General features: G+C 63.3%; 23 protein-coding genes. 17 read left to right on the top strand and 6 right to left on the bottom strand.

What is annotated here, in order from left to right:
- Positions 1-8: 8 nt before the first annotated feature.
- The gene (locus ACP159_RS01165) at positions 9-566 is read left to right on the top strand and encodes a nucleotide exchange factor GrpE (RefSeq protein WP_425097777.1); all 558 of its coding nucleotides are present in this window, start codon (positions 9-11) and stop codon (positions 564-566) included.
- Positions 567-660: 94 nt separating this feature from the next.
- Here the strand turns inward: ACP159_RS01165 and mutS are convergent, their stop codons facing one another.
- Positions 661-3,282, bottom strand: a complete 2,622-nt coding sequence (gene mutS, locus ACP159_RS01160; protein ID WP_425098188.1) for a DNA mismatch repair protein MutS — start codon at positions 3,280-3,282, stop codon at positions 661-663.
- A gap of 117 nt (positions 3,283-3,399) precedes the next feature.
- Between mutS and ACP159_RS01155 the strand changes: the two genes are divergently transcribed.
- Together ACP159_RS01155 and ACP159_RS01150 are read left to right on the top strand one after the other, a co-directional pair.
- Positions 3,400-5,655, top strand: coding sequence for an NADP-dependent malic enzyme (locus ACP159_RS01155; RefSeq protein ID WP_425097776.1), 2,256 nt, complete (start codon positions 3,400-3,402; stop codon positions 5,653-5,655).
- Positions 5,656-5,704: 49 nt separating this feature from the next.
- Entirely contained in the window at positions 5,705-6,577 is an 873-nt protein-coding gene (locus tag ACP159_RS01150) for a ribokinase (protein ID WP_425097775.1), read from the top strand.
- Here ACP159_RS01150 and msrA read toward each other — a convergent pair.
- Positions 6,574-7,203 (bottom strand): peptide-methionine (S)-S-oxide reductase MsrA, encoded by a 630-nt coding sequence (gene msrA, locus ACP159_RS01145; protein ID WP_425097774.1) that lies wholly within the window; start codon positions 7,201-7,203, stop codon positions 6,574-6,576. The two genes, ACP159_RS01150 and msrA, sit on opposite strands and share 4 nt — an antisense overlap.
- A gap of 117 nt (positions 7,204-7,320) precedes the next feature.
- Here msrA and ACP159_RS01140 point away from each other — a divergent pair, with 117 nt between their 5' ends.
- From ACP159_RS01140 to ACP159_RS01130, 3 genes are all read left to right on the top strand, one after another.
- Complete coding sequence (locus ACP159_RS01140) at positions 7,321-8,220, top strand: D-amino acid aminotransferase (protein WP_425097773.1); 900 nt, start codon at positions 7,321-7,323, stop codon at positions 8,218-8,220.
- Complete coding sequence (locus ACP159_RS01135) at positions 8,217-8,933, top strand: HAD family hydrolase (RefSeq protein ID WP_425097772.1); 717 nt, start codon at positions 8,217-8,219, stop codon at positions 8,931-8,933. Before ACP159_RS01140 ends, ACP159_RS01135 begins: the two co-directional genes overlap by 4 nt.
- An 85-nt stretch (positions 8,934-9,018) precedes the next feature.
- Entirely contained in the window at positions 9,019-9,432 is a 414-nt protein-coding gene (locus ACP159_RS01130; protein WP_425097771.1) for a DUF7282 domain-containing protein, read from the top strand.
- Between the two features lie 99 nt (positions 9,433-9,531).
- Here the strand turns inward: ACP159_RS01130 and ACP159_RS01125 are convergent, their stop codons facing one another.
- Positions 9,532-9,816: an SCP2 sterol-binding domain-containing protein gene (locus tag ACP159_RS01125; RefSeq protein ID WP_425097770.1), complete on the bottom strand. Its 285-nt coding sequence runs from the start codon at positions 9,814-9,816 to the stop codon at positions 9,532-9,534.
- A 771-nt stretch (positions 9,817-10,587) separates the two neighbouring features.
- Complete coding sequence (locus ACP159_RS01120) at positions 10,588-11,814, bottom strand: argininosuccinate synthase (protein WP_425097769.1); 1,227 nt, start codon at positions 11,812-11,814, stop codon at positions 10,588-10,590.
- A 121-nt stretch (positions 11,815-11,935) separates the two neighbouring features.
- Between ACP159_RS01120 and ACP159_RS01115 the strand changes: the two genes are divergently transcribed.
- The 3 genes from ACP159_RS01115 to ACP159_RS01105 are packed head-to-tail and all read left to right on the top strand — an operon-like array spanning position 11,936 to position 14,751.
- Complete coding sequence (locus ACP159_RS01115; RefSeq protein ID WP_425097768.1) at positions 11,936-12,670, top strand: hypothetical protein; 735 nt, start codon at positions 11,936-11,938, stop codon at positions 12,668-12,670.
- A gap of 36 nt (positions 12,671-12,706) precedes the next feature.
- Positions 12,707-13,933 (top strand): threonine ammonia-lyase IlvA, encoded by a 1,227-nt coding sequence (gene ilvA, locus ACP159_RS01110; protein ID WP_425097767.1) that lies wholly within the window; start codon positions 12,707-12,709, stop codon positions 13,931-13,933.
- Positions 13,930-14,751 (top strand): SDR family NAD(P)-dependent oxidoreductase, encoded by an 822-nt coding sequence (locus ACP159_RS01105; RefSeq protein WP_425097766.1) that lies wholly within the window; start codon positions 13,930-13,932, stop codon positions 14,749-14,751. The genes ilvA and ACP159_RS01105 overlap by 4 nt, the downstream gene beginning before the upstream one ends.
- 8 nt (positions 14,752-14,759) lie before the next feature.
- On the opposite strand, the gene ACP159_RS01100 is transcribed toward ACP159_RS01105, so the two are convergent.
- On the bottom strand, positions 14,760-15,170 hold the full coding sequence (locus tag ACP159_RS01100) for an Hpt domain-containing protein (protein WP_425097765.1): 411 nt from the start codon (positions 15,168-15,170) through the stop codon (positions 14,760-14,762).
- Positions 15,171-15,256: 86 nt separating this feature from the next.
- Between ACP159_RS01100 and ACP159_RS01095 the strand changes: the two genes are divergently transcribed.
- A complete protein-coding gene (locus tag ACP159_RS01095) occupies positions 15,257-16,534 on the top strand; it encodes a PP2C family protein-serine/threonine phosphatase (RefSeq protein WP_425097764.1) in 1,278 nt (425 codons plus the stop codon).
- Positions 16,535-16,538: 4 nt separating this feature from the next.
- Here the strand turns inward: ACP159_RS01095 and ACP159_RS01090 are convergent, their stop codons facing one another.
- Positions 16,539-16,976 (bottom strand): NUDIX hydrolase, encoded by a 438-nt coding sequence (locus ACP159_RS01090; RefSeq protein ID WP_425097763.1) that lies wholly within the window; start codon positions 16,974-16,976, stop codon positions 16,539-16,541.
- A gap of 78 nt (positions 16,977-17,054) precedes the next feature.
- Between ACP159_RS01090 and ACP159_RS01085 the strand changes: the two genes are divergently transcribed.
- The 7 genes from ACP159_RS01085 to ACP159_RS01055 all read left to right on the top strand — a co-directional run bounded on the left by ACP159_RS01085 (position 17,055) and on the right by ACP159_RS01055 (position 25,432).
- Entirely contained in the window at positions 17,055-18,044 is a 990-nt protein-coding gene (locus ACP159_RS01085) for an Hsp33 family molecular chaperone HslO (RefSeq protein ID WP_425097762.1), read from the top strand.
- A complete protein-coding gene (locus ACP159_RS01080) occupies positions 18,031-18,633 on the top strand; it encodes a CoA pyrophosphatase (RefSeq protein WP_425097761.1) in 603 nt (200 codons plus the stop codon). The genes ACP159_RS01085 and ACP159_RS01080 overlap by 14 nt, the downstream gene beginning before the upstream one ends.
- Positions 18,630-19,793, top strand: coding sequence for a CCA tRNA nucleotidyltransferase (locus ACP159_RS01075; protein ID WP_425097760.1), 1,164 nt, complete (start codon positions 18,630-18,632; stop codon positions 19,791-19,793). The genes ACP159_RS01080 and ACP159_RS01075 overlap by 4 nt, the downstream gene beginning before the upstream one ends.
- A gap of 180 nt (positions 19,794-19,973) precedes the next feature.
- Positions 19,974-21,836, top strand: a complete 1,863-nt coding sequence (locus ACP159_RS01070; RefSeq protein WP_425097759.1) for an ABC transporter ATP-binding protein — start codon at positions 19,974-19,976, stop codon at positions 21,834-21,836.
- Complete coding sequence (locus tag ACP159_RS01065; RefSeq protein WP_425097757.1) at positions 21,833-23,674, top strand: ABC transporter ATP-binding protein; 1,842 nt, start codon at positions 21,833-21,835, stop codon at positions 23,672-23,674. The genes ACP159_RS01070 and ACP159_RS01065 overlap by 4 nt, the downstream gene beginning before the upstream one ends.
- A complete protein-coding gene (locus ACP159_RS01060; protein WP_425097756.1) occupies positions 23,671-24,246 on the top strand; it encodes an AAA family ATPase in 576 nt (191 codons plus the stop codon). Before ACP159_RS01065 ends, ACP159_RS01060 begins: the two co-directional genes overlap by 4 nt.
- Positions 24,206-25,432, top strand: a complete 1,227-nt coding sequence (locus tag ACP159_RS01055; protein WP_425097755.1) for a class I SAM-dependent RNA methyltransferase — start codon at positions 24,206-24,208, stop codon at positions 25,430-25,432. The genes ACP159_RS01060 and ACP159_RS01055 overlap by 41 nt, the downstream gene beginning before the upstream one ends.
- Positions 25,433-25,449: the final 17 nt, after the last annotated feature.

The raw sequence follows: 25,449 nt of genomic DNA, 5'->3' as shown, positions 1-25,449 counted from the left end.
GGTGAAGAATGGCAGAACCGAGAGACGAGGATTTTCTCGACGACATCGAGGCGCTTGAGGCCGCCGCGGACGAGGCTCTGGATGCAGAGCCGACCGCAGAGGAGATCATTGCCTCGCTCGAAGCGGAGCGCGACGAGTTCAAGGACCGATTCATGCGGGCGTTGGCCGATGCCGAAAACGCCCGCAAGCGCGCGGCCAAGGACCGGCAGGAGGCGCAGGCCTACGGCGGAACACGAATCGCTCGGGACCTGATCCCGGTCTATGACAATCTTAACCGTGCGCTGAATGCCGCAAAGGATACCGAGGACAAGGCGTCCGAGGCGTTGATGGAAGGGGTGGAGCTGACGCTCAAGGAGCTTCTGACTGTCTTCGACCGCCACGGCGTCAAGCGTGTGACCCCACAGGTCGGAGACAAGTTCGACCCGCAGATGCACGAGGCCATGTTCGAGGCTCCGGTGCCGGGCACCAAGGCCGGTGACATCATCCAGGTCTCGGCGGAAGGGTTTGTCTTGCATGACCGCCTGCTGAGACCCGCGCAGGTCGGCGTGTCGTCGATGGTCGGCTAAAGCTCCGTTTCATGTGAAACAGCGAAAGGCGGGGATGAACCCCGCCTTTTTCATGGTGCGCCGCAGTCCCGGACTTGATCCGGGACCTCCCGCTTTACCGCTTTGCCAACGCTTTCAACTCATAGAGAGCCTGCAAAGCCTCGCGCGGCGTCATCTCGTCCGGGAGCAGGCTGGCGAGTTTCTGCTCCATCTCCGACGGCCCTTGTGGTTTCACCGGCTGAGGCGGCGCCTTCGCGGCGGCGGAGAAAAGCGGCAGATCGTCGATCAGCGCCTTTGGCGAAGCGCGGTCGCGCTCACCTTTCTCGAGGGCATCGAGCACGGAGCGGGCGCGGGCGATCACGGCTTTCGGCAAACCGGCCAGCTGCGCCACCTGCACGCCGTAGGAGCGATCCGCCGCGCCGTCGTGGACCTCGTGCAGGAAGATCACCTCACCTTCCCACTCCTTGACCGCAACGGTCGCATTCTTCACACCCGGCAGCTTGCCAGCCAATGCGGTCATCTCGTGATAATGCGTCGCGAAAAGCCCGCGAACGCGGTTGGTTTCGTGCAGGTGTTCGAGCGTCGCCCAAGCGATGGACAGGCCGTCATAGGTCGCCGTACCGCGTCCGATTTCATCGAGGATGACCAACGCCCGGTCGTCTGCCTGATTGAGGATCGCGGCGGTTTCGACCATTTCGACCATGAAGGTCGAGCGGCCCCGGGCCAGATCGTCGCTCGCCCCGACGCGGCTGAAGATCTGGCTGACCAGCCCGACATGCGCGGAGCGGGCAGGGACGTAGGAGCCGATCTGTGCCAGCAGGGCAATCAGTGCATTCTGTCGCAGGTAGGTCGATTTACCCGCCATGTTCGGGCCGGTCAGCAGGGTGACGGCGGCCTTGTCACCCTCGGCGCTCAGGATGCAATCGTTGGCGATGAACGGCTCACCTGCCTTGGCAAGGGCTTCTTCGACAACGGGATGGCGTCCACCTTCGATGGCGAAAGCGCGGCTGTCATCGACCCGGGGCTTCGACCAGTCTCGGGCGCGGGCCAGGGTTGCCAGCGCGATCGAGAGGTCAAATTCGGCAAGGGCGAGAGCAAGCTCGGAGAGCGACGGTGCGCATTCGAGAATGGCGTGGGTCAAGGCGGAATAGAGACGCTTTTCGATCTCCAGCGCCTCGTTTCCGGCGTTCAGGATTCGGGTTTCCAGTTCGGAAAGTTCGACGGTTGTGAAGCGAACCTGATTGGCGGTGGTCTGGCGATGGATGAAGGTTTCGGAGAGCGGCGCAGACATCATCTTGTCCGCATGGGTCGCTGTCGTTTCGATGAAGTAGCCGAGCACGTTGTTGTGCTTGATCTTCAGCGCAGTGACTCCGGCCTGCTCTGCGTACTTCGCCTGCAGGCGGGCAATGACCCCGCGCCCTTCGTCGCGCAATTGGCGCGCCTCGTCGAGCGCTTGGTCATAGCCTGGAGCGATGAAGCCGCCGTCGCGGGCGAGCAACGGCGGCTCTGCGATCAATGCCGCGTCCAGCAGTTCGAGGAGCGTTTTGTGCCCGGTTAGAGACTGTTTTGCGCGTTCGAGCAGCTCCGGCATCTCGGCTTCGCCTAGGTGGGATCGCAGCGTCTCGCCTTGCGTCAGCGCATTGCGCACCGCCGCCAGATCACGCGGTCCGCCACGGTCGAGGCTCAGGCGGGACAGCGCCCGGTCGAGGTCCGGAACCCGTCGCAGGCTCTCGCGCACAGGCTCCGCCAAAGGCGATTCCAGCGCCCAAGTCACGGCGTCAAGCCGGTCTTGGATGACACTCAGTTCCCGCGACGGTGAGGATATGCGCCGTTCCAGCAAACGCGCCCCGCCGGATGTCACCGTCCGGTCAATCGAAGCCAGAAGCGATCCGGCCCGCCCGCCGTTCATGCTCTGCGTTAGTTCGAGGTTCCGCCGCGTGGCGGTGTCGATCTGCATAAGCCGGGTGACAGCGTCCTGCTTCGGCGGGTTGAGCAAGGGCAGGCGGCCCTTCTGCGTGATTTCGAGATAGTCGACCACCGCTCCCATCGCGGACAACTCCGCCCGCCCGAAGCTGCCGAAACCCGACAGAGTCTGCACGCCGAAAACGTCGCACAGCCGCGTCTCCGCCGCACCGGAATCGAAGGAAGCGGCGCCAAGCAGCGTCGGCTCGATGCCAAGATCTCCGAGCACCTCGCGCAGGTCTTCCTCGACCTTGTCCGTCGTCAGCACCTCGGCGGGTGCAAGCCGTGCCAGTTCAGCGCCGATGCGCGCACGGGCCAAGGGCATCACGTGAAACGATCCGGTGGAAATATCGCACCAAGCGAGGGCAAAATCGTCTCTAACCCGGCCCAAGGCGGCCAGGAAGTTGTGCCGCCGCGCTTCGAGAAGCGACTCTTCCGTCAGCGTCCCCGGCGTCACCAACCGCACCACGTCCCGCTTCACCACGGCCTTGTAGCCGCGCTTCTTCGCCTCTTCAGGGCTTTCGAGTTGCTCGCCCACCGCCACGCGGAACCCCTTGCGGATCAGCGTCAGCAGGTAGTTGTCCGCCGCGTGCACCGGCACGCCACACATCGGGATGTCGTCGCCGTCATGCTTGCCGCGTTTGGTCAGGGCAATGTCCAGCGCTTCGGAGGCCGCGACGGCATCGTCGAAGAACATCTCGTAGAAGTCGCCCATCCGGTAGAACAGCAAGGCGTCCGGATACTGGGCCTTGATCTCCAGATATTGCGCCATCATCGGCGTGACTGTGGTGGTGTTAGCGCTCACGTCCTCTTCCCCCTTCGGGTTTCGCGTGACATTAAGGCGCGCACTCATCGGGGAAAACCCGATATTGGAGACGACCGGGAGGAAGCCATGTTGAAACCCAAGTTTACCCGCGAGGAAGCGCTGGCCTTCCATCTCGAGCCGACCCCGGGCAAGTGGGAGGTGCAGGCGACGGTCCCGATGACCACGCAGCGCGACCTGTCGCTGGCGTACTCCCCCGGCGTTGCGGTGCCCTGCGAGGATATCGCGGCGAACCCGGAACTGGCCTATGACTACACCAATAAGGGCAACCTTGTTGCGGTGATCTCCAACGGAACGGCGGTGCTCGGCCTCGGGAACCTCGGTGCGCTGGGCTCGAAACCGGTGATGGAGGGCAAGTCCGTCCTGTTCAAGCGCTTCGCCGACGTGAACAGCATCGACATCGAGCTCGATACCGAAGATCCCGACGAGTTCTGCAACGCGGTGCGCCTGATGGGTCCGACCTTCGGCGGCATCAACCTCGAAGACATCAAAGCGCCCGAGTGCTTCATCATCGAGCAGCGGCTCAAGGAAGAGATGGACATTCCGGTCTTCCACGACGACCAGCACGGCACCGCCGTGATCTGCGCCGCCGGCCTCATCAACGCGCTGCACATCTCCGGCAAGAAGATCGAAGACTGCAAGATCGTGCTGAACGGTGCCGGTGCGGCGGGGATCGCCTGCCTTGAACTGGTCAAGTCGATGGGCGCGAAGCAGGACAACTGCATCATGTGCGACACCAAGGGCGTGATCTACCAAGGCCGCACCGAGGGCATGAACCAGTGGAAATCGGCACATGCGGCGGTGACCGATGCGCGGACGCTGGAGGAGGCCATCAAGGGGGCGGACGTCTTCCTCGGGGTCTCGGCCAAGGGCGCGGTGACGCAGGAGATGGTTGCCTCCATGGCGGACAATCCGGTCATCTTCGCCATGGCGAACCCCGATCCGGAGATCACGCCGGAAGAAGCCCATGAAGTGCGCCCCGACGCCATCGTCGCCACGGGCCGCTCCGACTATCCGAACCAGGTGAACAACGTTCTGGGTTTCCCCTACCTGTTCCGCGGTGCGCTGGATGTGCATGCCCGCGCGATCAACGACGAGATGAAGATCGCCTGTGCGCAGGCGCTGGCCGAACTGGCGCGGGAAGATGTGCCGGACGAAGTGGCGCTGGCCTATGGCAAGACGCTGTCCTTTGGTCGCGATTACATCATCCCGACGCCCTTCGATCCGCGCCTGATCTACCGCATTCCGCCCGCCGTCGCAAAGGCAGGCATGGCAACCGGCGCGGCTCGGCGTCCGATCGTTGACATGGCGGCCTATACGGAGGCGCTCAAGGGCCGCATGGACCCGACCGCGAGTATCCTGCGCGGCATCAATGCGCGGGCGAAGGCGGCTCAGGCTCGCATGATCTTTGCCGAAGGCGACGATCCGCGCGTGCTGCGTGCTGCGGTCATGTACCAGCGCTCCGGTCTCGGCAAGGCGCTGGTGGTTGGTCGCGAGTCCGACGTCAAAGAGAAGCTGGCAGCAGCTGGCCTCGAGGACGCGCACCGCGAGTTGGAGATCGTCAATGCGGCGAACTCCCGGCATCTGCAGACCTACAAGGATTTCCTGTACGAGCGCCTACAGCGCAAGGGTATGGACCGGCAGGACATTCATCGCCTCGCCGCCCGCGACCGTCATGTCTTTGCTGCGCTGATGCTGGCGCACGGTCATGGCGACGGCCTCATCACCGGCGCGACGCGCAAGTCGGCGCATGTGCTCGAACTCCTGAACCACGTCTTCAACGCCGATGCGGGTTCGGGTGCGGCGGGGGTCACGGCGCTTCTGCACAAGGGCAGGATCGTGCTGATCGCGGATACGCTGGTGCATGAATGGCCGGATGAAAACGATCTGGCGGATATCGCCGAGCGGGCCGCGGATGTGGCCAAGCACCTCGGGCTCGAACCGCGCGTCGCTTTCGTCAGCTTTTCGACCTTCGGTTATCCGGTTTCCGAACGGGCGGCCAAGATGCATATCGCGCCGAAGGTTCTGGACGAACGCGGTGTGTCCTTCGAATACGAGGGGGAGATGACTGTGGACGTGGCGCTGAACCTCAAGGCGCAGGAGGCTTACCCGTTCCAGCGGCTTACCGGCCCGGCGAACATCCTCGTGGTTCCAGCGCGGCACTCCGCGTCCATTTCGGTGAAGCTGATGCAGGAAATGGCGGGTGCGACGGTCATCGGACCGATCCTTGCCGGCGTAGACAAGTCGATCCAGATCTGCTCGACCAATTCGACCGCGAACGACATCCTGAACATGGCCATCCTTGCCGCGTGCAAGGTTGGATAAAACGTCGTAGGGTGCGCACCACTTGCGCACCCAACATCACGGCCCGTCCATGACCATCTACAATCTCGGCTCGATCAATGCCGATCTCGTCTACCGCGTCCCGCATCTGCCGGGACCGGGTGAAACGCTTGCCGCCAAAGGCTTTACCCGGGGCCTGGGCGGAAAGGGCGCGAACATGTCCGTTGCGGCGGCGCGGGCCGGGGCGCGGTGTGTGCATATCGGTGCGGTTGGCGCGGATGGCGGCTGGGCGGTCGAAAGACTGACGGAGTATGGCGTCGACACCCGGCAGATTGCCATGTCGGACGAGGCCACGGGCCATGCGATCATCTACGTCGACGATGCCGCCGAGAATTCCATTGTCATCCATCCCGGTGCCAATGCGGCTTTGTCAAAGGCTTCGCTGATTGCCGCCCTGTCGGAAGCGCAGGAAGGCGATCTCTTCCTCACACAGAATGAAACCACCTTGCAGGCCGAAGGCGCAAGGCTGGCAAAGTCGAAAGGCCTCCGTGTTGCCTACGCTGCCGCGCCTTTCGATGCGGAGGCGGTGAAGGCGGTCCTGCCGATGCTCGATTTGCTTGTGCTCAACGAAGTGGAAGCACAGCAGCTGGAGGAGGCGACGGGGCAGTCGGTGTCCGACCTGCCGGTGCAGGAAATCGTCGTGACGCTCGGCTCGAAAGGCTGCCGCTGGCTAAAAACAGAGATTGACTCGACTCAGGACTATCCCGCCTTCAAGGTCACGCCCGTCGACACCACCGGCGCCGGGGACACGTTTACAGGCTATCTCGTCGCCGGGCTCGACCGGGGCATGCCGATGGAGCAGGCCATCCGGCTGGCCTCGAAAGCCGGTGCTCTCATGGTGACGCGGCTCGGTGCGGCGGATGTGATCCCGGATCTTAAGGACGTGCAGGACGCGGCGTTCTAGTTCACGAAAGGCGCGTTCTTGCCCCACAGCTGCCTGACACGTTGGTCGCGGCCGCAGGCATTGCGGTAGCGCTTGTAGGCCTTGGACTGAGTGAGCGGGCCGAATCGTGTGAGCACGATATTCGAGCCCTTGTAGTAGTCCTGATGGTAATCCTCGGCCTTGTAAAACGGTCCTGCATTCAGGATCGGCGTGACGATCGTGCGCCCAAGCTCTGCTTCCGCAGCGGCCTTCGCCGCCTCTGCAGCCTGTCTTTGGGCCTGATCAGAGACGAAAATCGCTGTCCGGTAGCTCTGGCCCCGGTCGCAGAACTGACCGCCGGCGTCGGTCGGATCGACGGAGCGGAAGAACAGGTCATAGAGTGCCCGTGGGTTGGTGCGTCCTGCGTTGTACTTGATCCGGACCGCCTCATAGTGCCCGGTGCCGCCTTTGGACACCTGTTTGTAGGTCGGATTGGCGGTCTTGCCGCCGGTGTATCCGGAGATCGCCTCCTGCACCCCGGGCACCTTTTCGAAATCCGCCTCGACGCACCAGAAACAGCCGCCAGCGACGATGATCTCGGCAGCGGCCGCTTTCATCGGCACCAGGGTCAACAGGCAAAGAGCAAGAATACGGGTGGTCAACGTCATGGCTTGGTCCTCCTGAACGCAGGCTGGCGGCTGGCGCGGCGCGTTGCAAAACAAACCTGCGCCCATCACTGCAAGGTGACCTTGTGTGAACCTCCATCCGCGCCTAGCGTGCCGCCCATGACAGAGCATGTGACAACCCATCAGGCCGAGGAAGATGCACGCAACGAAAGCGTGCTGATCTGGATCAACAGCCAACTGAAACCCCGCGCCGAGGCGACGGTCAGCGTCTTCGACTCCGGCTTTATGCTCGGGGATGGCGTCTGGGAGGGGCTGCGGCTCTATGACGGGCGCTGGAGTTTCCTCGATGAGCATATGGATAGGCTGTTCGAGGCGGCGAAGGCGATCGACCTCGATATCGGCATGGACCGCGCCGGGGTGATTGCCGCGCTTTGCGAGACCCAGGAAGCCAACGGCATAACTACAGACGCGCATGCGCGGCTGATGGTGACGCGGGGCGTGAAGTCGCGGCCCTTCCAGCATCCGTCGTTGTCGCGGCAAGGCCCGACCATGGTTATCATCATGGAGCATTCGAAACCGAAGATCCCACGCCCGATCCGCCTTGCCACGGTGCCGCATATTCGCGGTTTGCCCATGACGCAGGACCCGAAGCTCAACTCGCATTCCAAGCTGAACTGTATCCTCGCCTGTATCGCCGCCGAGAAGGCCGGCGCGGATGAGGCGTTGATGCTCGACGTGCATGGTTTCGTGAACACCACGAACGCCTGCAACTTCTTCATCGTGCGCAGGGGGGAGGTTTGGACCTCCACCGGGGATTACTGCATGAACGGCATCACGCGGCAGAAGGTGATCGACCTGTGCCGCGCGAACGGTATTCCGGTCTTCGAGCGGAATTACTCGTTGGTCGACACCTACGGTGCCGATGAGGCTTTCCTCACCGGCACGTTCGGGGCGCAGACGCCGGTGGGTACGATCGACGGGCGGCAGATCGGCGACGGCCAGATGGGGCCGGTGACGAAGCGGCTTCGGGAACTCTACAAGGATCTGGTGACACCATGAGGCTGGCGATGTGGTCCGGGCCGCGGAACCTTTCCACGGCGATGATGTACGCTTTCGGCAATCGCGCGGATTTCGCCGCGTGGGATGAGCCGTTCTATGGCCCGTATCTGAGGCAGACTGGCCTCGATCATCCGATGGCGGAGGAAATCAAGGCCTCCCGGCCCGAGGATGCCGAAGAGGTGCAGGCTTCCCTGCTCGGTCCGATCCCGGACGGGAAGGCCCATGTCTATCACAAGCACATGTGCCAGCACATGATCGACGGCGTGCCGCGCGATTTCATGGCGGACTGCGTCAATGTCTTCCTCCTGCGCCATCCCGCGCGGGTCGTGGCGAGCTTCATGAAAGGCTATCCGCAGGCAACGGCGGCGGACATCGGTTTTGCCAAGCAGGCGGAACTCTTCGCCCATTGCGAGGCGCTGGGCCAGTCGCCTGTCGTCATCGACAGCGCCGACATCCGGGCGAACCCGGAAGCGGCCCTGCGCGATCTGTGCGACAGGATCAGTCTCGATTGGGACCCGGCGGTTCTGGCCTGGCCTGAGGGACCAAAGCCGTTCGACGGGGTCTGGGCGACGCATTGGTATGCGTCGGTCTGGGGCAGCACAGGCTTTGCCGGGGCGGAAGGGCCGTTGCCTGACCTTGAGGGCCGGGCGAAGCAATTGGCCGAGGACGCCATGCCGTTTTATGAGCTGATGACGGCCCGCGCAAAAAACTGAAAAAAACTGAAACTCTTTTCCAGGCCATCCGTGGATCAGGACAAGCGCGAAAGAGATCGCGCCCCTTTTGACAACGGAGAGACCGATGAAGACGTTTTTCGCAAGCAGCCTGATTGCCCTGACCGCAACCTATGCCATGGCCGCGAGCCATTCGATGGCTCCCGGCGTGACCGCCGCCGATCAGGATGTGTCCGGCGGTACCGTGACCGCCGAGATGGTCAGCGCCCCGGCGAATGGCTGGCTCGTGGTGCACCGCACCGACAGCGAGATGAAGCCGGGCCCGGTTGTCGGCTACGCGCCGCTGAAGATGGGTGAGAACATGGACGTGACGGCGATCCTCCAGGAGGAGGTGAAGTCCGGTGAGATGCTCATGCTCATGGTGCACGGCGAGGACGGCGGCATGTCCACGGGCATGTTCGAATACACCCTCGGCGCCAAGGAAGACGGCCCGATCAAGCCCGACGGCAACCTCGTCATGACGGTTGTGACCGCGCAGTAAACGCGGTGGTGAAGGCTGTCCCCCTGGCCTTCACGCGAAACGGAGGCGAACACTCCCCGCCTCCGTTTCTTTATGTTTTCTGGCAGAACAGAGACTGTTTCAGCCCAGGAGTTGGCTTAGCTTCAGAGCGAGCGACATATCTCCGGAGACCTTGATCTTGCCCATGGCAAAGGCGGTCATCGGGTTGAGCTTTCCGGCGATAAGCTTCTCGAGGTTTGTTTCCGAAATCCGGATCGTGCAGTCCGCCGGGAGGTCCGCCAGATGCGCCTTTCCCTCGTAGAGAGTGATCGCGCCTTCTTCCATGCAATCGAACTTGATCGACTGCGCGAGCGGATGTCTGTCGAGCCCGCGCTGCATCTTCGCGGCAATGTCGGTGAGCGGCATGGGATGTCCTCCGGTTGGCTTTTCAGAGCTATCGGAGGGAGGCGGGACGCGGGCAAGTGTGACGTTGCGGCGGGTTGTACCTGTGGGTACGTTGTTCAAATTGCTGTTGGCTGGACTCGGAATCCGAATTAGATTTCTCCGAAATGGAGCCAACTGATAAAGAATTCCAACTTTTTAAACTACTCTGCGGGGGAACAGTTAAGTCTGATCCGTTTCATATCTGTGAGATCCCCAGGGCAGTGTCGGCGAGCTTGGGATGGAAGGCTCGAAAAGTCTATTTGACATCTAAAGATGCGCAGAAAATCAGGCATCATCCAATGCACGGCATGAATGCGGAACGCGGTTTGGCGCTTCCGACAGTCATAAAGTTCGGGGACTACTATCAGTCAAAAAAGCGAGGGGGCAATCTTCAGATTGAGATAGTGCTCCATGAACCGGAACCGTCACGGGCGTACTTCTTGGTGCTTGCGCGAAACCGAGAGGACACAGGCTTGTTCTTGAGAACCTTTTATTTCAGCTCGCAGCTTTCTAGAGCAAAAATGAAAAATGCCGTGACACTTACGGATCAAAGCGGCGCTGGATACTTCAAGAAATAGCGAGGGGGGGACCCACAACTCCCCCTATAGATCAGTCTTGCAACTATCTGCGGACGTGGGCTTTACCGCATTCCTCGCCTATTGACTATACTCCAATGTACAGCGAATTTCAAGTCTAAGTCTTTGGAATCGTGGTTAGATTCCAAAGACTGAAAAAAGACTCGAAATCAAAGGCTTACTTCGCCAACCGCCGGTTCCGCGAGGCCAGCAGGCGCAGGCGCAGGGCGTTCAGGGTGATGAACCCCGCCGCGTCCTTCTGGTCGTAGGCACCGGCGTCGTCCTCGAAGGTCACATGCGCCTCGGAGTAGAGCGAGTGCTCGGACCAGCGGGCGATGGTGTTCACCGAGCCCTTGTAGAGTTTGAGCCGGACGGTGCCGGTAACATGCTCCTGGCTCTTGTCGATCAGCGCCTGCAGCATCTCGCGCTCCGGGGAGAACCAGAAGCCGTTGTAGATCAGCTCGGCATAACGCGGCATCAGCGAGTCCTTGAGGTGGCCCGCGCCGCTGTCCAGCGTGATCTGCTCGATGCCACGATGGGCTTCGAGAAGGATCGTGCCGCCCGGCGTCTCGTAGATGCCGCGGGACTTCATGCCGACGAAACGGTTCTCGACGAAGTCGAGACGGCCGATGCCGTGCTTGCGGCCGTACTCGTTCAGCTCGGTCAGGATCGTCGCCGGACTCATCGGCACGCCGTTGATCGCCACCGCGTCGCCCTTCTCGAAGGTCACTTCGATGATTTCCGGCGTGTCGGGCGCATCCTCGGGGTTCACGGTGCGCTGGTACACGTAATCCGGTGCGTTCTCCGCCGGATCCTCCAGAACCTTGCCCTCGGAAGAGGTGTGCAGGAGGTTCGCGTCCACCGAGAAGGGTGCCTCGCCGCGCTTGTCCTTGGCAATCGGGATCTGGTTCTGCTCGGCGAACTCCAGCAGCTTGGTGCGGGAGGTCAGCGACCACTCGCGCCACGGCGCGATGCACTTCACATCCGGGTTCAGCGCGGCAGCGGACAGCTCGAAGCGCACCTGATCGTTGCCTTTGCCGGTTGCGCCATGCGCGATGGCATCGGCGCCGACTTCCTCGGCAATCTCGACCAGACGCTTGGAGATCAGCGGGCGGGCGATGGAGGTGCCGAGCAGGTAAAGGCCCTCGTAGACCGCATTGGCGCGGAACATCGGGAAGACGAAGTCCTTCACGAATTCCTCGCGCACGTCCTCGATGTAGATGTTCTCCGGCTTGATGCCCAGCATCTCCGCCTTGGCGCGGGCCGGCTCCAACTCCTCGCCCTGTCCCAGATCGGCGGTGAAGGTGACAACCTCGCAGCCATACTCGGTTTGCAGCCATTTCAGGATGATCGACGTGTCGAGGCCACCGGAATAGGCCAGGACGACTTTCTTGGGGGCGGACATGCTGGAATCCCTCTGTTTGCAGGTTGACGCGCGGCTTACTGCGTTTTCCGGGCGTGGGCAAGGATAGGCGTTGACGGCGGGGACAGGCGTGCTAGCCCATGTGCAACCAAGGAGGTGGGCCATGAAGGGCTGGACGATTTTCCTGCACTCGGTGCAACTCGTGTTGCGCAACTTCGACATGGCGATGCGGATCACCCTGGTCCTGTATCTCGTCCAGGCCGCGTATCACGTCGTTGCCTTCATGGCTGCGCCCAGAGGCGGCGATGTCAGCATCTTCGCCCCGTCTGATCCGGCCTATGACGGGCTGCTTTTGCTGCTCGGGCTGGGCACGATCATTTCGAGCCTGTGGATGGCGGTGGCCTGGCATCGCTACGTCCTGCTGGAAGAGCAGCCGGTCGGCTGGCTGCCTCGCTGGCAGGGAAGCAGGATACTGGGCTATCTCGGGCGCTCGATATTGATCGGCCTGCTCATCGGTCTTAGCCTCGCGGTGACCGTGGGCGTTCTGGTGTTCGTTCCGTTCCTCCGGGTGCTCGTGCTTCCCGGCATGGTGCTTGCCGGATCGTATTTCTTCTTCCGACTCGGGGTTATGCTGCCCGCCGGGACCGTGGATCAGAAGCTGACCCTGGCAGAAAGCTGGTCCGCGACGCGGGACAAGGACGGGGCCATCGTGGTGCTTGCGCTGATCATGGCGGTGGGCAGCTTCCTGTTGCAAGTGCCCTCGCTGGTCAGCGGCAATCCGCATTCGCCTTTGACGCTGGTTTACAACCTGGTCACGGGGTGGTTTGCGACGATGATTGGCATCTCGATCCTGACCACGCTGTATGGCCATTATGTCCAGGGTCGACCGATTGACTGACTTGCGCACGGACGCGACCCCTGCCACGAAAGAGGCATGAGCGATTTTCAGGACAAGGCCCGCGCGGCCGCCCGTGCCATGCGAGAGGTGTTTCCTGCCACGCCTCTGCTGCGCAATGCCCATCTGTCGGAGCTGTATGGCGCCGACATCTGGCTCAAGCGCGAAGACCTGAGCCCGGTCCGCAGCTACAAGCTGCGCGGGGCCTTCAACGCCATGCGCAAGCGCGCAGACCTCGGCCTGGTGGTTTGCGCCAGTGCCGGGAACCATGCGCAGGGCGTGGCTTTCATGTGCAGGCATTTTGGCGTCAGGGGCGTGATCTTCATGCCGGTGACCACGCCGCAGCAGAAAATCCAGAAGACCGAAATGTTCGGGGGTGACAGCGTCGAGATCCGGCTGATCGGGGATTACTTCGATGAGTGCCTCGCGGCGGCCAAGGCCTTCACCGAGGCGGAAGGCGCCTATTTCCTCTCGCCGTTCGATGACCCGGACGTGATCGAGGGACAGGCGAGTGTCGGCGCCGAGATCGAGGAGCAACTGGGCGGAGTGCCGGATACACTGGTGATCCCGGTGGGTGGCGGTGGCCTTGCGTCCGGTTTGCTGGGGTACTTCGAAGGCCAGCCGAACTACACCTTCGTCGAGCCGAAAGGCGGCGCGTGCCTTCGCGCGGCGCTGGAGGCTCAGGAACCTGTGACGCTCAGGAAGGTGAATACCTTTGCGGACGGCGCGGCCGTGGCGCGGATCGGGGATGTGACTTTCGACCGGCTCAAGAGCATCGGGCTCGCCAGCACCCTGCAAATCGACGAGGACCGGCTCTGTACCACCATGCTCGACATGCTGAATGTCGAGGGGATCGTGCTGGAACCCGCTGGGGCGCTCTCGGTCGATGCCCTGAAGGACATGGGTCAGATGATCCGCGGGCGGCGCGTGGTCTGCATCACCTCCGGCGGCAACTTCGACTTCGAGCGCTTGCCGGAAGTGAAGGAGCGGGCGCAGACCTATGCGGGCCTCAAGAAATACTTCATTCTACGCCTGCCGCAGAGACCGGGCGCCCTGCGCGGCTTTCTAGATTTGCTCGGCCCGCAGGACGACATTGCGCGGTTTGAATATCTGAAGAAATCGGCGCGGAACTTCGGCTCCGTGTTGATCGGCATCGAAACGCGCGACCCCGGAAATTTCGCAAAACTTTATGCCAAGCTCGATGCAGGTGGCTTCGTCTACACGGACATCACCGAGGACGAAGTCCTCTCGAACTTCATCATATGAGGTTCGCGGGCCGTACCGTGATCGTCACGGGGGCCGGTCAGGGCATCGGACGGGCGATTGCGCGTGCATTGGCGGTCGAGGGTATGCGGGTCTGTGTCAGCGACCGTGACCCGACTTCGGCCCGTGCCGTGGCCAGCGAGGTCGGCGGCGTGGCGGTTCCCTGCGATGTGCGCAAACCCGAAGAGATCGAAGCACTCGTGGCCGAGGCAGAGGCGGCGCTGGGCGGGATCGGCATGCTGGTCTCCAATGCCGGTTTTACCAGCGGTGCGGTGAGGGGTCCGGCTTCCGCGCCGGATCAGCAATGGCAGGACAGCTGGGATGTCCACGTCATGGCCCATCTTCGGGCGGTGCGGTTGCTCTTGCCGGGGATGATCGCGCGCGGCGAAGGCTGGTTGATCAACGTCGCCTCGGCGGCGGGTCTGCTCAGCCAGATCGGCGATGCGCCGTATTCCGCGACGAAACATGCGGCGGTCAGCCTGGCACAGTCCCTGGCCATCGAACACGGTGATCAGGGAATCCACGCCAGCGTGGTCTGTCCATTGTATGTGGCGACGCCATTGCTCGGCTATGCGGAGGGCACCGCGCCGGAAGATCGCGCCAATGACCGGGTGCTTGGCGCCGAGGATGTGGCGCGTAGCCTGATCGAGGGGCTCAAGGCAGGGAAGTTCCTGATCTTGCCGCACGAAGAAGCGGCGGTGTTCGCGCGGCGCAGGGCGGAGGACATGGACCGCTGGATCGCCGGGATGCGCAGGCTCCGGCGCGAGACGTTCGGGGACGATCCGCCCGAAACGCTGGCGGGCCTTCACCGGCTCATCTGAGCGGCGTCTCAGGCCGCGAACCGTACGGGAAAGTCCTTTTCGAACGCCAGTTTGCTCGCCTCGAATGTTTCGCGGACACCGCCGGGGGGGATGGCCCCGGCATCGCCCTGCGCCGCGGCCCTTTCCCCGCGCTGACACAGCGCGGCCAGGTCCGCAAACCCGAGGTTCAGGGACGCACCTTTCAGGAAGTGCATCTGTTCTTCTGTCACGATCGGGTTGCCGGTGGCGCCCTCGAGCAGGTCGATGGCGTTTTCCACTTCGCTCAGGAACAATTCGAGGACCTCGGAAAAATCTTCCGGTCCGATTTCATCGCGCAGTTCGGCCACGCGTGCCCAGTCTATCATATCGCGTTCTCCACTGTGGCTTTCACCATAAGGGATGAAAGATGAATGCGTGGTTTCGGCAAGACTTTGGATCATTCGAGTTTTAGGTTTCAGAGCCTGTTAACGCGAGGCGCGTATCTGACCTTGAGGCAAGGAATTCCGCACCCTGGAAGGGAACCAAAGTGCAGCCAGTCGCAACTGACGAATTGCGGATTGAACCGGACGCGGTGCGACGCGTGCTGCTGGTCGATGACAGCCTCTCGCAACTGAAAATGGTCGGCCTGATGCTCAAACGGTGGGGATTCGAGGTCATGACCGCGGAATCCGGGCCGGAGGCGCTGGGCATCTGCGCGCGGACTCCGCCGGACCTTGTCCTGTCAGACTGGATGATGCCGGGTATGGATGGACTCGAGTTTTGCCGTCGTTTCAAGGCCATGCAGTCGGACGGGTATGGATACTTCATCCTGCTGACGTCGAAGAGCGACAAGGGTGAGGTCGCGCAGGGTCTGGATGCCGGGGCAGACGACTTCCTGACCAAGCCGGTCAATTCGCACGAATTGCGCGCCCGGATCAATGCAGGGGCCCGTGTCGTTTCCATGGAGCGCCAGCTTTCGGAAAAGAACCGGCAGGTGTCCGAAGCCTTTGCCGAACTGAAGATCATCCATGAGGCGATCGACAACGACCTCAAACAGGCACGCAAGATCCAGCAGGCGCTGGTGCCGGAACGGGTACGGCAGTTCGGATCGTCCCGGGTGAGCCTGCTGTTGCGACCCTGCGGCCACGTCGGCGGCGATCTTGTCGGCATGTTCACACCCGGATTCGACCGGCTCGGCCTTTACAGCATCGACGTCTCCGGACACGGAATCACCTCCGCCATGGTGACGGCGCGGGTGGCCGGATACATGTCAAGCTCCTTTCCGGACCAGAACATCGCTTTGGAGAAACGGTTCGATCATTACTATGCCATGCGGGAGCCTGCGCAGACCGGGCGGTTGCTGAACGAGCGTCTTGCGGCGGACCCGGGGGTAGAGGAATACCTCACCATGGCCTATATCGCCGCCAATCTGAAAACCGGCAAGATGCGCATGGTGCAGGCGGGTCATCCGCCGCCGATCCTGCTCCGCGTCGATGGCGTGGTCGAGTTCCTCGGGCAGGGCGGTCTGCCCATCGGTCTCGTCGACGAGGTGACCTACGACCAGGTCGAGTTCACCATGGCTCGCGGCGATCGGTTGCTGCTCTATTCTGACGGTTTCACCGAGGCGGTGATGAAAGGCGGTCACATGCTCGAAGAGGAGGGTCTGGCCGAACTCATGCGCCTCGGGGTGAAAAATGGCGGCGAAGGACCGGAGTTGCTCGAGGACATGTTCTGGCGGCTCACCGCGGATATGCAGAACCCGGAAACACTGGGCGATGACGTTTCAGCGGCGCTGCTGGAGTTCGACGTGATGGGCGAGGCCTGACCGTTCAGGCGATGTACCGCGCGACAAAGCTGCGGTCCCCGGGATTCCCGAGGCTGCGGACGGCCTCTGCGGCGTTCAGCCAATGGGCGCTGTGGCCTGGCTCGCTTGGCGGACCGTACCGCCGGACGGGCGTGGCACCGTAGATGATGCACAGTTTTTCGGCCCAGATGTCATAATCCGGCATGTAGGTGAACCGCCGGAACGCTCCGAGCCGCCGCGGATCGGCGATGCGCCAGCCGGTCTCCTCGAAGACCTCGCGATGCAGCGCCGCGATCGGATGCTCGCCTGGGTCTATGCCGCCGCCGGGCAGCTGGAATTCCGGTGTCGGAGCCTCCTGGAAGGTCAGCAACAGCCGCCCGTTCCGTGGCAGGATAACGTAGGCGCCGGGACGCAGGACGTAGCGTCGCCCCGGTTCGGGAGGTTGCCCATATCTGCGGATCATGCCATCGCCCCTTTGCGCTCGCCTTGTACGACCCTATATGGCTGCGGTATGCCAGCGCACGGCTGATAAGGAAACCCCATGACCATTGGTTCGAAAATCGCCTGGGACGATACCGTCCTTCCATTCCAGCTTGACCGATCCGACATGCGCGGACGGGTGGCGCGCCTCGACGGCGTGCTCAGCGGTGTGCTGAAACAGCACGACTATCCCGCCCCGGTCGAAGCGCTGGTGGCGGAGATGGCCTTGTTGACCGCACTCATCGGGCAGACGATCAAGCTGCGCTGGAAGCTGTCGCTGCAGGTGCAGACCAACGGCCCGGTGCGGATGATCGCGACCGACTATTACGGCCCGGACAAGGAGGGGCAGCCTGCCCGCATCCGCGCCTATGCCAGCTTTGACCGCGACCGGATCACCGACGCGCCGCCGTTCCAGCAACTCGGCAGCGGATACTTTGCCATCCTGATCGACCAGGGGCAGGGAATGCAGCCGTATCAGGGCATTACGCCGATCGCCGGAACCTGCCTTGCCGATTGCGCGTCCGCCTATTTCGCCCAGTCGGAGCAGTTGCCGACGACCTTTGCCCTGTCCTACGGCCGCTCGACAGAGCCGGGCGTGGCGGAGCATTGGCGCGCCGGGGGCGTGATGCTCCAGCACATGCCGAAAGCCTCGCCCTTTGCCACCGGCGAAGGCGGGTCCGGCGAAGGTGGCCTGCTGCACGCCAGCGATCTCGTCAGTGACGAGGTCGAGGAGAATTGGAACCGTGTGAACATGCATCTCGGGACGGTCGAGGAACTGGAGCTGATCGGCCCCAGCGTGCCCCCGACGGAGCTTCTGGTAAGGCTGTTCCACGAAGAACAGCCCCGCGTCTATGACGCCCAGCCGATTCGCTTTGGCTGTACCTGTTCCGAGGATCGCGTGCGCCAGAGCCTGTCGATCTATTCGGCCAAGGACATCGAAAAGATGACCACGCCGGAAGGAAGGGTGACGGCGGACTGCCAATTCTGCGGTGCGCATTACGACCTGGACCCGAAGACGGTTGGGTTCGAGGCGGACAATGGCGACGGCTGAGCAGGTCGACGCCCTGCGCCGCGCTGTGGGTGACCAGGGCGCGGCGACATCGGATTTCGATCTGAACCCTGAAACGCTGCTGCCGGAGGATCGCAAGTTGCGTCCCGCCGGAGTGCTTTGCGCGTTTCAGGACGGGCCGGGCGGGCTTAACCTGCTGCTGACCAAGCGCTCTTCCCGGCTCAAGCACCACCCGGGACAGATCGCCTTCCCCGGTGGCAAGCAGGACCCGGGCGACGCGGACGCGACCGCCGCCGCAGTGCGCGAGGCTTGGGAAGAGGTCGGCTTGCCGCCGTCGAATGTCGAGGTTCTGGGTTGCCTGCCCAGCCATGAAACCGTGACCGGCTTCTTGGTGACGCCTGTTCTGGGCCTGATCCGGAAACCGTTCGATCCGACGCCGGAGCCGGGCGAGGTCGAGGAAGTCTTTTCCGTGCCGTTCTCGCATGTCACGGATCCCTGCCGGTTCTCCGTGCAGGGTCGGCGCTGGCGCGGACAACGCCGGCATTATTTCACGGTACCTTTCGGGCCTTATTACATCTGGGGCGCCACCGCGCGGATCCTGCGGGTGCTGGCGGAGCGGGTCTCGGCATGACCCGGGTGAGCGGCGCATGGCTGGAGGCTGCGGGCACGCAGACTGTCATGCGGATGCTCGAAGAAGCCGGGTACGAGGCCTATGTCGTCGGGGGCTGCGTGCGCAATGCGCTCCTTGGGGTCCCGGTGTCCGACGTGGACATTTCGACCTCGGCGCGGCCGGAGACAGTCTCTGACCTTGCCCAGGACGCCGGATTGAAGGTCGTGCCTACGGGGATAGACCACGGCACGGTGACGGTCGTGGTGAAGGGTGAACCCTACGAGGTGACCACCTATCGCGCCGACGTGGAGACCGACGGCCGCCGGGCGGTGGTGCGCTTTGCCGATACCCTGCAGGAAGATGCGATCCGGCGCGATTTCACGATGAACGCGCTGTATGCGGACCGCTGGGGCGAGATCGTCGATCCGCTTGGCGGGCTGGCTGACCTGGCGGCGCGGCGGTTCCGGTTCATCGAGAACGCCGAGACCAGGATTCGCGAGGATTACCTGCGAATCCTGCGGTATTTCCGGTTTTCGGCCTGGTACGGCGATCCCGACGCTGGCCAGGATGCCGAGACATTGGCGGCAATCGCGGGCAATCTGGACGGTCTGGACCTGCTGTCGCGGGAACGGGTCGGTGTGGAGTTGCGCAAGCTGTTCAGTGCCCCTGACCCGGTGATGGCGGTCTCCGTCATGGATCACATCGGTGTTCTGGCACGGGTCATGCCAGGGGCGACGCCGCGTGCGCTTGGCCCGCTGCTGCAGCACGAAGCGACGCTCGGCCTGCCGCCGGAACCGCTGCGCCGGATGGCGGCGTGCGGGTTTTTCGACGGGGCCGTGCTGCGCTTGTCGAAACAGGATCAGAAGCGTCTCGGGCAATACCAGAGCCTGATTTCCTCCTCGCAAACCCTGCCGGAGATCGCGTGGCGGGCGGGTGCGGATATGGCGCGCGATGTTGCCGTGCTCAGGGCCGCCAGTTTCGAGATACCCCTGCCTTCCGAGGCCGCCGGTCAGATCGCCGACGGGGCCCGGGCCGTCTTTCCGGTCATGTCCAAGGACCTGATGCCCGCCCTTCAGGGCCCGGCCTTGGGCGAGGCGCTGCGGTTGCTGGAGGCCCGCTGGATCGCGTCGGGGTTTACCCTCGAAAAGGACGCTCTGCTGGAGTCCCTCAACTCGGAGTGACAAGGCGGGGTGACACGGGCCGAAAATTGGTCTATGCCCGAGACATCCAATCGGAGGACGCTTGATGATGTGTGACAGGATCCCAACCAGCCTACGCTGAACGGCCCTGTCCTCGTGCGGGCTTTTCACGCCCCGCCTATCATCAAGATTTGCAATGCAAGACGTAAAAAGTCCTCCGATATGCTCCGTTTCTTCGAAAATCTCGTCGACCCGTATTCAAAACATGTGCCGCTGGAAACGCCGCCGCAGAAGGTGTTGCCGTTCATCTGGCAGTACACGCGCGGGTTTCGTGGTGTCTTCATCTGGGCAACGCTCTTCTCCATTTTCGTGGCAGGAATCGAGATCGGTCTGATCTGGGTCATGGGCTGGGTGGTGGATATCCTGTCCGGTGACCCGGCGCAGGTCTGGGAGCAGCACGGCATGACCCTGATCGGGCTGGCGCTGTTCATCGTGCTGCTCAGGCCGGTGATCCAGGTCATTGACGTTGCGCTCCTCAACAACACGCTCCTGCCGAACATCGGCACGTTGATCCGGTTCCGGGCACATGACCACGTGATGCGGCAGTCCGTCGGCTGGTTCGAGAACGACTTTGCCGGGCGGATTGCCAACCGCATCATGCAGACGCCGCCTGCGGTCGGGGAGGTCACCTTTCAGGTCTTCGACGCGATGACCTTTTCGATTGCATATATCGTCGGGGCGGTCGTGATGCTGGGTGAGGCCGATCCGCGGCTGATGATCCCGCTGCTGGTTTGGGTCGTGCTCTACGGGCTACTGATCCGTTGGACCGTGCTGCGCGTCAGCCCGGCGTCCAAGGCGTCGAGCGACGCACGGTCGCAGATCACCGGACGGGTGGTGGATGCCTACACCAACATTCATGCGATCAAGATGTTCGCTCATCATGATCGGGAAATGGACTATGCGACCGAGGCGATAGAGCACGGGCGCAAGACGTTTCAGCGCGAAATGCGGCTCTATACCATCATGGATGTGGCGCTTGTCACGCTGAACGGGCTGTTGATCGTCGGGGTTGTCGGCTGGGCAATCGCGCTCTGGGTGCAGGGCAGCGCGACGGCGGGGGTCGTGGCGGCGGCTTCCGCTCTGGTGCTGCGGCTGAATGCCATGACCGGCTGGATCATGTGGGCGACGACAAGCCTGTTTCGGGAACTGGGCGTCGTGCAGGAGGGCATGAAGACGATTGCCCAGCCAATTGCCCTGAGGGATGCGCCGGATGCGGCGCCTTTGCGGTTGACGGACGGGCGGATCGAGATCGAGGATGTCTCGCATCACTACGGACGGGACAGCGGCGGTCTCGATCATATATCTCTGACCATCCAGCCCGGCGAGAAGATCGGCCTTGTCGGGCGGTCCGGTGCGGGAAAATCGACCCTCGTGAAATTGTTGCTTCGGTTCTACGACGTGGAAGGGGGCCGCATCCTGATCGACGGACAGGACATTGCGCGGGTGACGCAGGACAGTCTGCGCCTGCAAATCGGCATGGTGCAGCAGGACAGCGCACTCCTTCATCGCTCCGTCCGGGAAAACCTGTTGTTCGGTCGACCGGGTGCCAGCGACGATGCCCTCATGGCCGCCGCGAAGAAGGCGCAGGCACATGAGTTCATCCTGGACCTTGAGGACCCGCAGGGGCGGCGCGGTTATGACGCGCATGTGGGCGAGCGCGGGGTAAAGCTTTCCGGCGGGCAGCGGCAGCGGATCACGTTGGCGCGGGTGATGCTGAAGGATGCACCCATCCTGCTGCTGGACGAGGCGACGAGCGCCCTCGACTCGGAGGTGGAAGCGGCCATTCAGGACACGCTCTATGGCATGATGCAGGGGAAGACGGTGATCGCCATTGCGCACCGGCTCTCGACCATTGCGCAAATGGATCGCATTCTGGTGATGGATCGGGGCCGGATCGTGGAAGACGGCACGCATGACATGCTTTTGGCAAAGGGTGGCCTATATGCTGGGTTCTGGGCCCGGCAAAGCGGCGGGTTCCTCGATCCCGACACGCAGTCCGAAGACGAAGCCGAGGCAGCAGAATGAAACCGACCGAATGGATCAACCCCTTCGCCGAAGCGGACGGCCCGCCGCCGCGTACCCTCTGGGCGTTCTGCCGCTGGGCGATCCGGGGCGCCTGGCCGCCGTTGATGCTGGCGGCGGTGTTCTCGATCCTCGGGGGCGTGGTCGAGGTGGCCTCGGCCATCATCCTTGGATGGGTGGTGGACGGAGCGCTTTCGGCTGGTGCAGAAACGGTATTCAGCGCCAACCTCGGTCTTCTGGTCTTTTCGCTGGTCTTCTTCCTCGCCCTGCGGCCGGTGTTGTTCGGGATCAACGCGTACCTGCAAACCCAGGTGACGCAGCCGAACGTGTTCAGCCTGATCCTGAGCCGGGTGCACCGCTACACCATCGGGCAATCGGTGACCTTCTTCGACAACGATTTCGCCGGGCGCATCAGCCAGAAGGAAATGCAGACGGCGCGGGCACTGAACGACGTCATCACGGAGGTGCTGCATACGGTGCTGTTCGCGGTGGCCTCCGTGGTCGGCGCGGTGCTGATGGTGGGCACGGTGAACTGGCGGATTGCTGGCGGACTGGTGGTCTGGATGGGGGTCTATGGCCTGCTGATCCGGTACTACATGCCGAAGGTCCGCGCCCGGTCCAAGGCGCGGGCGGCGGCGCGGGCCATGATCACCGGGCAAATGGTCGACACCGTGACCAACATCAAAACGGTCAAGCTGTTCGCCCATGACGACTTCGAGGACAAGGCGGCGCTGGGCGCAATGGACACGTACCGCACGCGGTTCATCGAGTTCGGGCGTGTCAGTGTCTGGTTCCGCTTCTGGCTGATGGCTCTTGCCGGTCTGTTGCCGGTGATGATGGTCGGCGGTGCCTTGTGGTTCTGGAGCCTTGGTCTGGTGACGGCGGGGGATATCGCGGCGACCGGGGCCGTGTCGCTCCGGCTGGCGCAGATGACCGGCTGGGTATCCTTCGCCCTGATGGGGCTCTATGCCAACGTCGGCGAGGTAGAGGACGGGATGCGGACGCTCACGCCTCCGCATACGCTGCTCGACGCGCCGGGAGCCGGGGCTCTGTCCGTGGACAAGGGCCGGATCGAGTTCCGGGATGTCGGATTTTCCTACGGGCGGAAGACCGGCGGTGTGGAGCACATCTCGCTGCACATCGAACCGGGTGAAAAGCTGGGTGTCGTCGGGGCTTCGGGCGCGGGCAAGTCGACGCTCGTGTCCATCCTGATGCGACTCTATGACGTCGAGAAAGGCACCGTGGTGATCGACGGGCAGGATATCTCCGAGGTCACGCAGGACAGTTTGCGGCGGCAGATCGGCATGGTCACGCAGGAGACGGCCATGTTCAACCGCTCCGCGATGGACAACATCCGCTATGGCCGCCCCGACGCCACCGACGAGGAGGTTTTCGAGGCGGCGCGGCGGGCGGAGGCGCATCACTTCATCCTAGGTCTGAGGGACCACGCCGGGCGCGAAGGGTACGGCGCGCACCTGGGCGAGCGCGGGGTGAAACTCTCGGGCGGTCAACGGCAGCGGATCGCGCTGGCGCGGGCGATCCTCAAGGATGCGCCCATTCTGGTGCTCGACGAGGCGACGTCGGCTCTCGATTCGGAGGTGGAGGCCAGCATCCAGGACGCACTCAGTCTTGTCATGGAGGGCAAGACCGTACTGGCGATTGCCCATCGGCTTTCGACCATAAGCAGCATGGACAGGATCATCGTTCTGGACAAAGGCCATATCGTCGAGGAAGGCACCCACGACGCCCTTCTGGCGAAGGGTGGCCTCTACGCGCGTTACTGGGATCGCCAGTCCGGCGGGTTCCTTGGCTCCGACGAAGGGCAGGAAGCGGCGGAATGAGGCGGGTGATGATCCTCGGGCAGCCGGGATCAGGCAAGTCGACTCTCGCCCGGAAACTTGGAGACCGCACCGGCCTGCCGGTGGTTCACATCGACCGGATCCATCATCTGCCGGGGTGGGTGCCGCGTCCGCTGCATGAAAAGATCGCCCTGGCGCTGGAGCAGCAGGCGCGGCCCGAATGGATTATCGAAGGTGGACTTTCGGTGACCTACGAAGACCGTTTCAACCGCGCCGATACCGTGATCTTTCTCGACTTTCCGCTGTGGCTGCGGGCGTGGCGGGTGTTCTGGCGGACGCTGCGGTACTACGGCCGGACCCGGCCTGACATGCAGGACGATTGTCCGGAGCGGTTCAACCTGGAGTTCTCGAAATGGATCTGGGACACGCGGCACACCGGGCGGCGCAAACCGTTGGCGTTGCTGGCGCGAATCGGGCCGGCCAAAGCCGGCGTGCATCTGCGCAGCCAGTCCGACGTGCGGCGCTATCTGCAAACGCTGGACGGCGCCGGGATTTCCGCGTTAGAGCCGGATCATGACACAGATCAGGATAGAACGGCTCGGCCACAAGGGTGACGGGATCGCCCCCGGGCCGGTTTTCGTGCCCGGCGCCCTGCCCGGCGAAGAAGTCTCGGGCGAGATCGTGGACGGGGTCATGGCGGCGCCCAGCATCGTCACGCCTGTGCCGGAGCGGGTGAAGCCGCCCTGCAGCCATGCCCGGTCCTGCGGCGGGTGCCAGTTGCAGCATGCGAAGGACAGCTTCGTCGAGGGCTGGAAGACCGAGGTAGTGCTGCGAGCGCTGGAGGCGCATGACCTTGTCACCGAGATCCGCCCCTGCCTGACTTCGCCGCCACGTTCGCGGCGACGGGCGAACTTTTCCGCGAAACGGACGAAGAAGGGCGCGCTGGCAGGGTTTCATCAGAAATCCTCCGATGTCGTCGTTTCGGTGCCGAACTGCCAGTTGGTGACGCCCGCGCTGGCAAAGGCCCTGCCGATGGTTGAGGCGCTGGCGGTGCTGGGGGCGAGCCGAAAGGGGGAGCTTTCGGTTCTGGTCACCGAGAGCCTGAACGGTCTCGACGTGGCGGTGACCGGCGGCAAGTCCGTCGACACGGCCTTTCGGACCGCCTTGGCCGACATCGGACGGGAATACGATCTGGCACGGCTGGCCTGGGACGACGAAGTCATTGCCCGCCGCCCGCCGATCCAGCGGTTCGGCTCCGCCGACGTCACACCGCCGCCCGGCGCATTCCTGCAAGCGACAGCCGAGGGCGAGGCGGCGCTGCTCGCCGCGGTCCGTGAGGCGCTGGGCCCGATGGGCCGCAATGCCAAGGTCGCGGACCTGTTCGCGGGCTGCGGGACGTTCGCCTTGCCGCTGGCGCAGGAGATGCGCGTGCACGCGGTCGAGGGCGATGCCCAAATGCTGAAGGCGCTGGACCATGGCTGGCGCAACGGGAGCGGCATGAAGCTGCTCACCCACGAGACACGCGACCTGTTCCGCAATCCGCTCATGCTGGACGAACTCGACCGACTCGCCGGCGTGGTGATCGACCCGCCCCGCGCCGGGGCCGAAGCGCAGGTGGCGGAGATCATCCGCGCCCGGGTGCCGCGTGTCGCACATGTCTCCTGCAATCCCGTCACCTTTGCGCGGGATTGTGCCGCGCTGGTGCGGGGTGGCTACGTACTTGATTTCGTTCAGGTGGTCGATCAGTTCCGCTGGTCCACGCATGTCGAAGTGGCGGCGGGGCTACATCTGGAGGATTGACGCCTGCGTCCTCTTTT

It is taken from the genome of Tropicibacter sp. S64 (assembly GCF_049803835.1).
Lineage (GTDB): Bacteria > Pseudomonadota > Alphaproteobacteria > Rhodobacterales > Rhodobacteraceae > Pacificoceanicola.
The sequence above is the reverse complement of the archived record's forward strand: the minus strand, read 5'-3'. Positions and strand labels throughout refer to the sequence as shown.

What these genes read in the sequence shown, in the direction of transcription:
- ACP159_RS01165 (WP_425097777.1), top strand. Translation starts at nt 9, where the DNA reads ATGGCAGAACCGAGAGACGAGGATTTTCTCGACGACATCGAGGCGCTT.
- mutS (WP_425098188.1), bottom strand. Translation starts at nt 3,282, where the DNA reads ATGATGGCGCAATATCTGGAGATCAAGGCCCAGTATCCGGACGCCTTG.
- ACP159_RS01155 (WP_425097776.1), top strand. Translation starts at nt 3,400, where the DNA reads ATGTTGAAACCCAAGTTTACCCGCGAGGAAGCGCTGGCCTTCCATCTC.
- ACP159_RS01150 (WP_425097775.1), top strand. Translation starts at nt 5,705, where the DNA reads ATGACCATCTACAATCTCGGCTCGATCAATGCCGATCTCGTCTACCGC.
- msrA (WP_425097774.1), bottom strand. Translation starts at nt 7,203, where the DNA reads ATGACGTTGACCACCCGTATTCTTGCTCTTTGCCTGTTGACCCTGGTG.
- ACP159_RS01140 (WP_425097773.1), top strand. Translation starts at nt 7,321, where the DNA reads ATGACAGAGCATGTGACAACCCATCAGGCCGAGGAAGATGCACGCAAC.
- ACP159_RS01135 (WP_425097772.1), top strand. Translation starts at nt 8,217, where the DNA reads ATGAGGCTGGCGATGTGGTCCGGGCCGCGGAACCTTTCCACGGCGATG.
- ACP159_RS01130 (WP_425097771.1), top strand. Translation starts at nt 9,019, where the DNA reads ATGAAGACGTTTTTCGCAAGCAGCCTGATTGCCCTGACCGCAACCTAT.
- ACP159_RS01125 (WP_425097770.1), bottom strand. Translation starts at nt 9,816, where the DNA reads ATGCCGCTCACCGACATTGCCGCGAAGATGCAGCGCGGGCTCGACAGA.
- ACP159_RS01120 (WP_425097769.1), bottom strand. Translation starts at nt 11,814, where the DNA reads ATGTCCGCCCCCAAGAAAGTCGTCCTGGCCTATTCCGGTGGCCTCGAC.
- ACP159_RS01115 (WP_425097768.1), top strand. Translation starts at nt 11,936, where the DNA reads ATGAAGGGCTGGACGATTTTCCTGCACTCGGTGCAACTCGTGTTGCGC.
- ilvA (WP_425097767.1), top strand. Translation starts at nt 12,707, where the DNA reads ATGAGCGATTTTCAGGACAAGGCCCGCGCGGCCGCCCGTGCCATGCGA.
- ACP159_RS01105 (WP_425097766.1), top strand. Translation starts at nt 13,930, where the DNA reads ATGAGGTTCGCGGGCCGTACCGTGATCGTCACGGGGGCCGGTCAGGGC.
- ACP159_RS01100 (WP_425097765.1), bottom strand. Translation starts at nt 15,170, where the DNA reads ATGATCCAAAGTCTTGCCGAAACCACGCATTCATCTTTCATCCCTTAT.
- ACP159_RS01090 (WP_425097763.1), bottom strand. Translation starts at nt 16,976, where the DNA reads ATGATCCGCAGATATGGGCAACCTCCCGAACCGGGGCGACGCTACGTC.
- ACP159_RS01085 (WP_425097762.1), top strand. Translation starts at nt 17,055, where the DNA reads ATGACCATTGGTTCGAAAATCGCCTGGGACGATACCGTCCTTCCATTC.
- ACP159_RS01080 (WP_425097761.1), top strand. Translation starts at nt 18,031, where the DNA reads ATGGCGACGGCTGAGCAGGTCGACGCCCTGCGCCGCGCTGTGGGTGAC.
- ACP159_RS01075 (WP_425097760.1), top strand. Translation starts at nt 18,630, where the DNA reads ATGACCCGGGTGAGCGGCGCATGGCTGGAGGCTGCGGGCACGCAGACT.
- ACP159_RS01070 (WP_425097759.1), top strand. Translation starts at nt 19,974, where the DNA reads ATGCTCCGTTTCTTCGAAAATCTCGTCGACCCGTATTCAAAACATGTG.
- ACP159_RS01065 (WP_425097757.1), top strand. Translation starts at nt 21,833, where the DNA reads ATGAAACCGACCGAATGGATCAACCCCTTCGCCGAAGCGGACGGCCCG.
- ACP159_RS01060 (WP_425097756.1), top strand. Translation starts at nt 23,671, where the DNA reads ATGAGGCGGGTGATGATCCTCGGGCAGCCGGGATCAGGCAAGTCGACT.
- ACP159_RS01055 (WP_425097755.1), top strand. Translation starts at nt 24,206, where the DNA reads ATGACACAGATCAGGATAGAACGGCTCGGCCACAAGGGTGACGGGATC.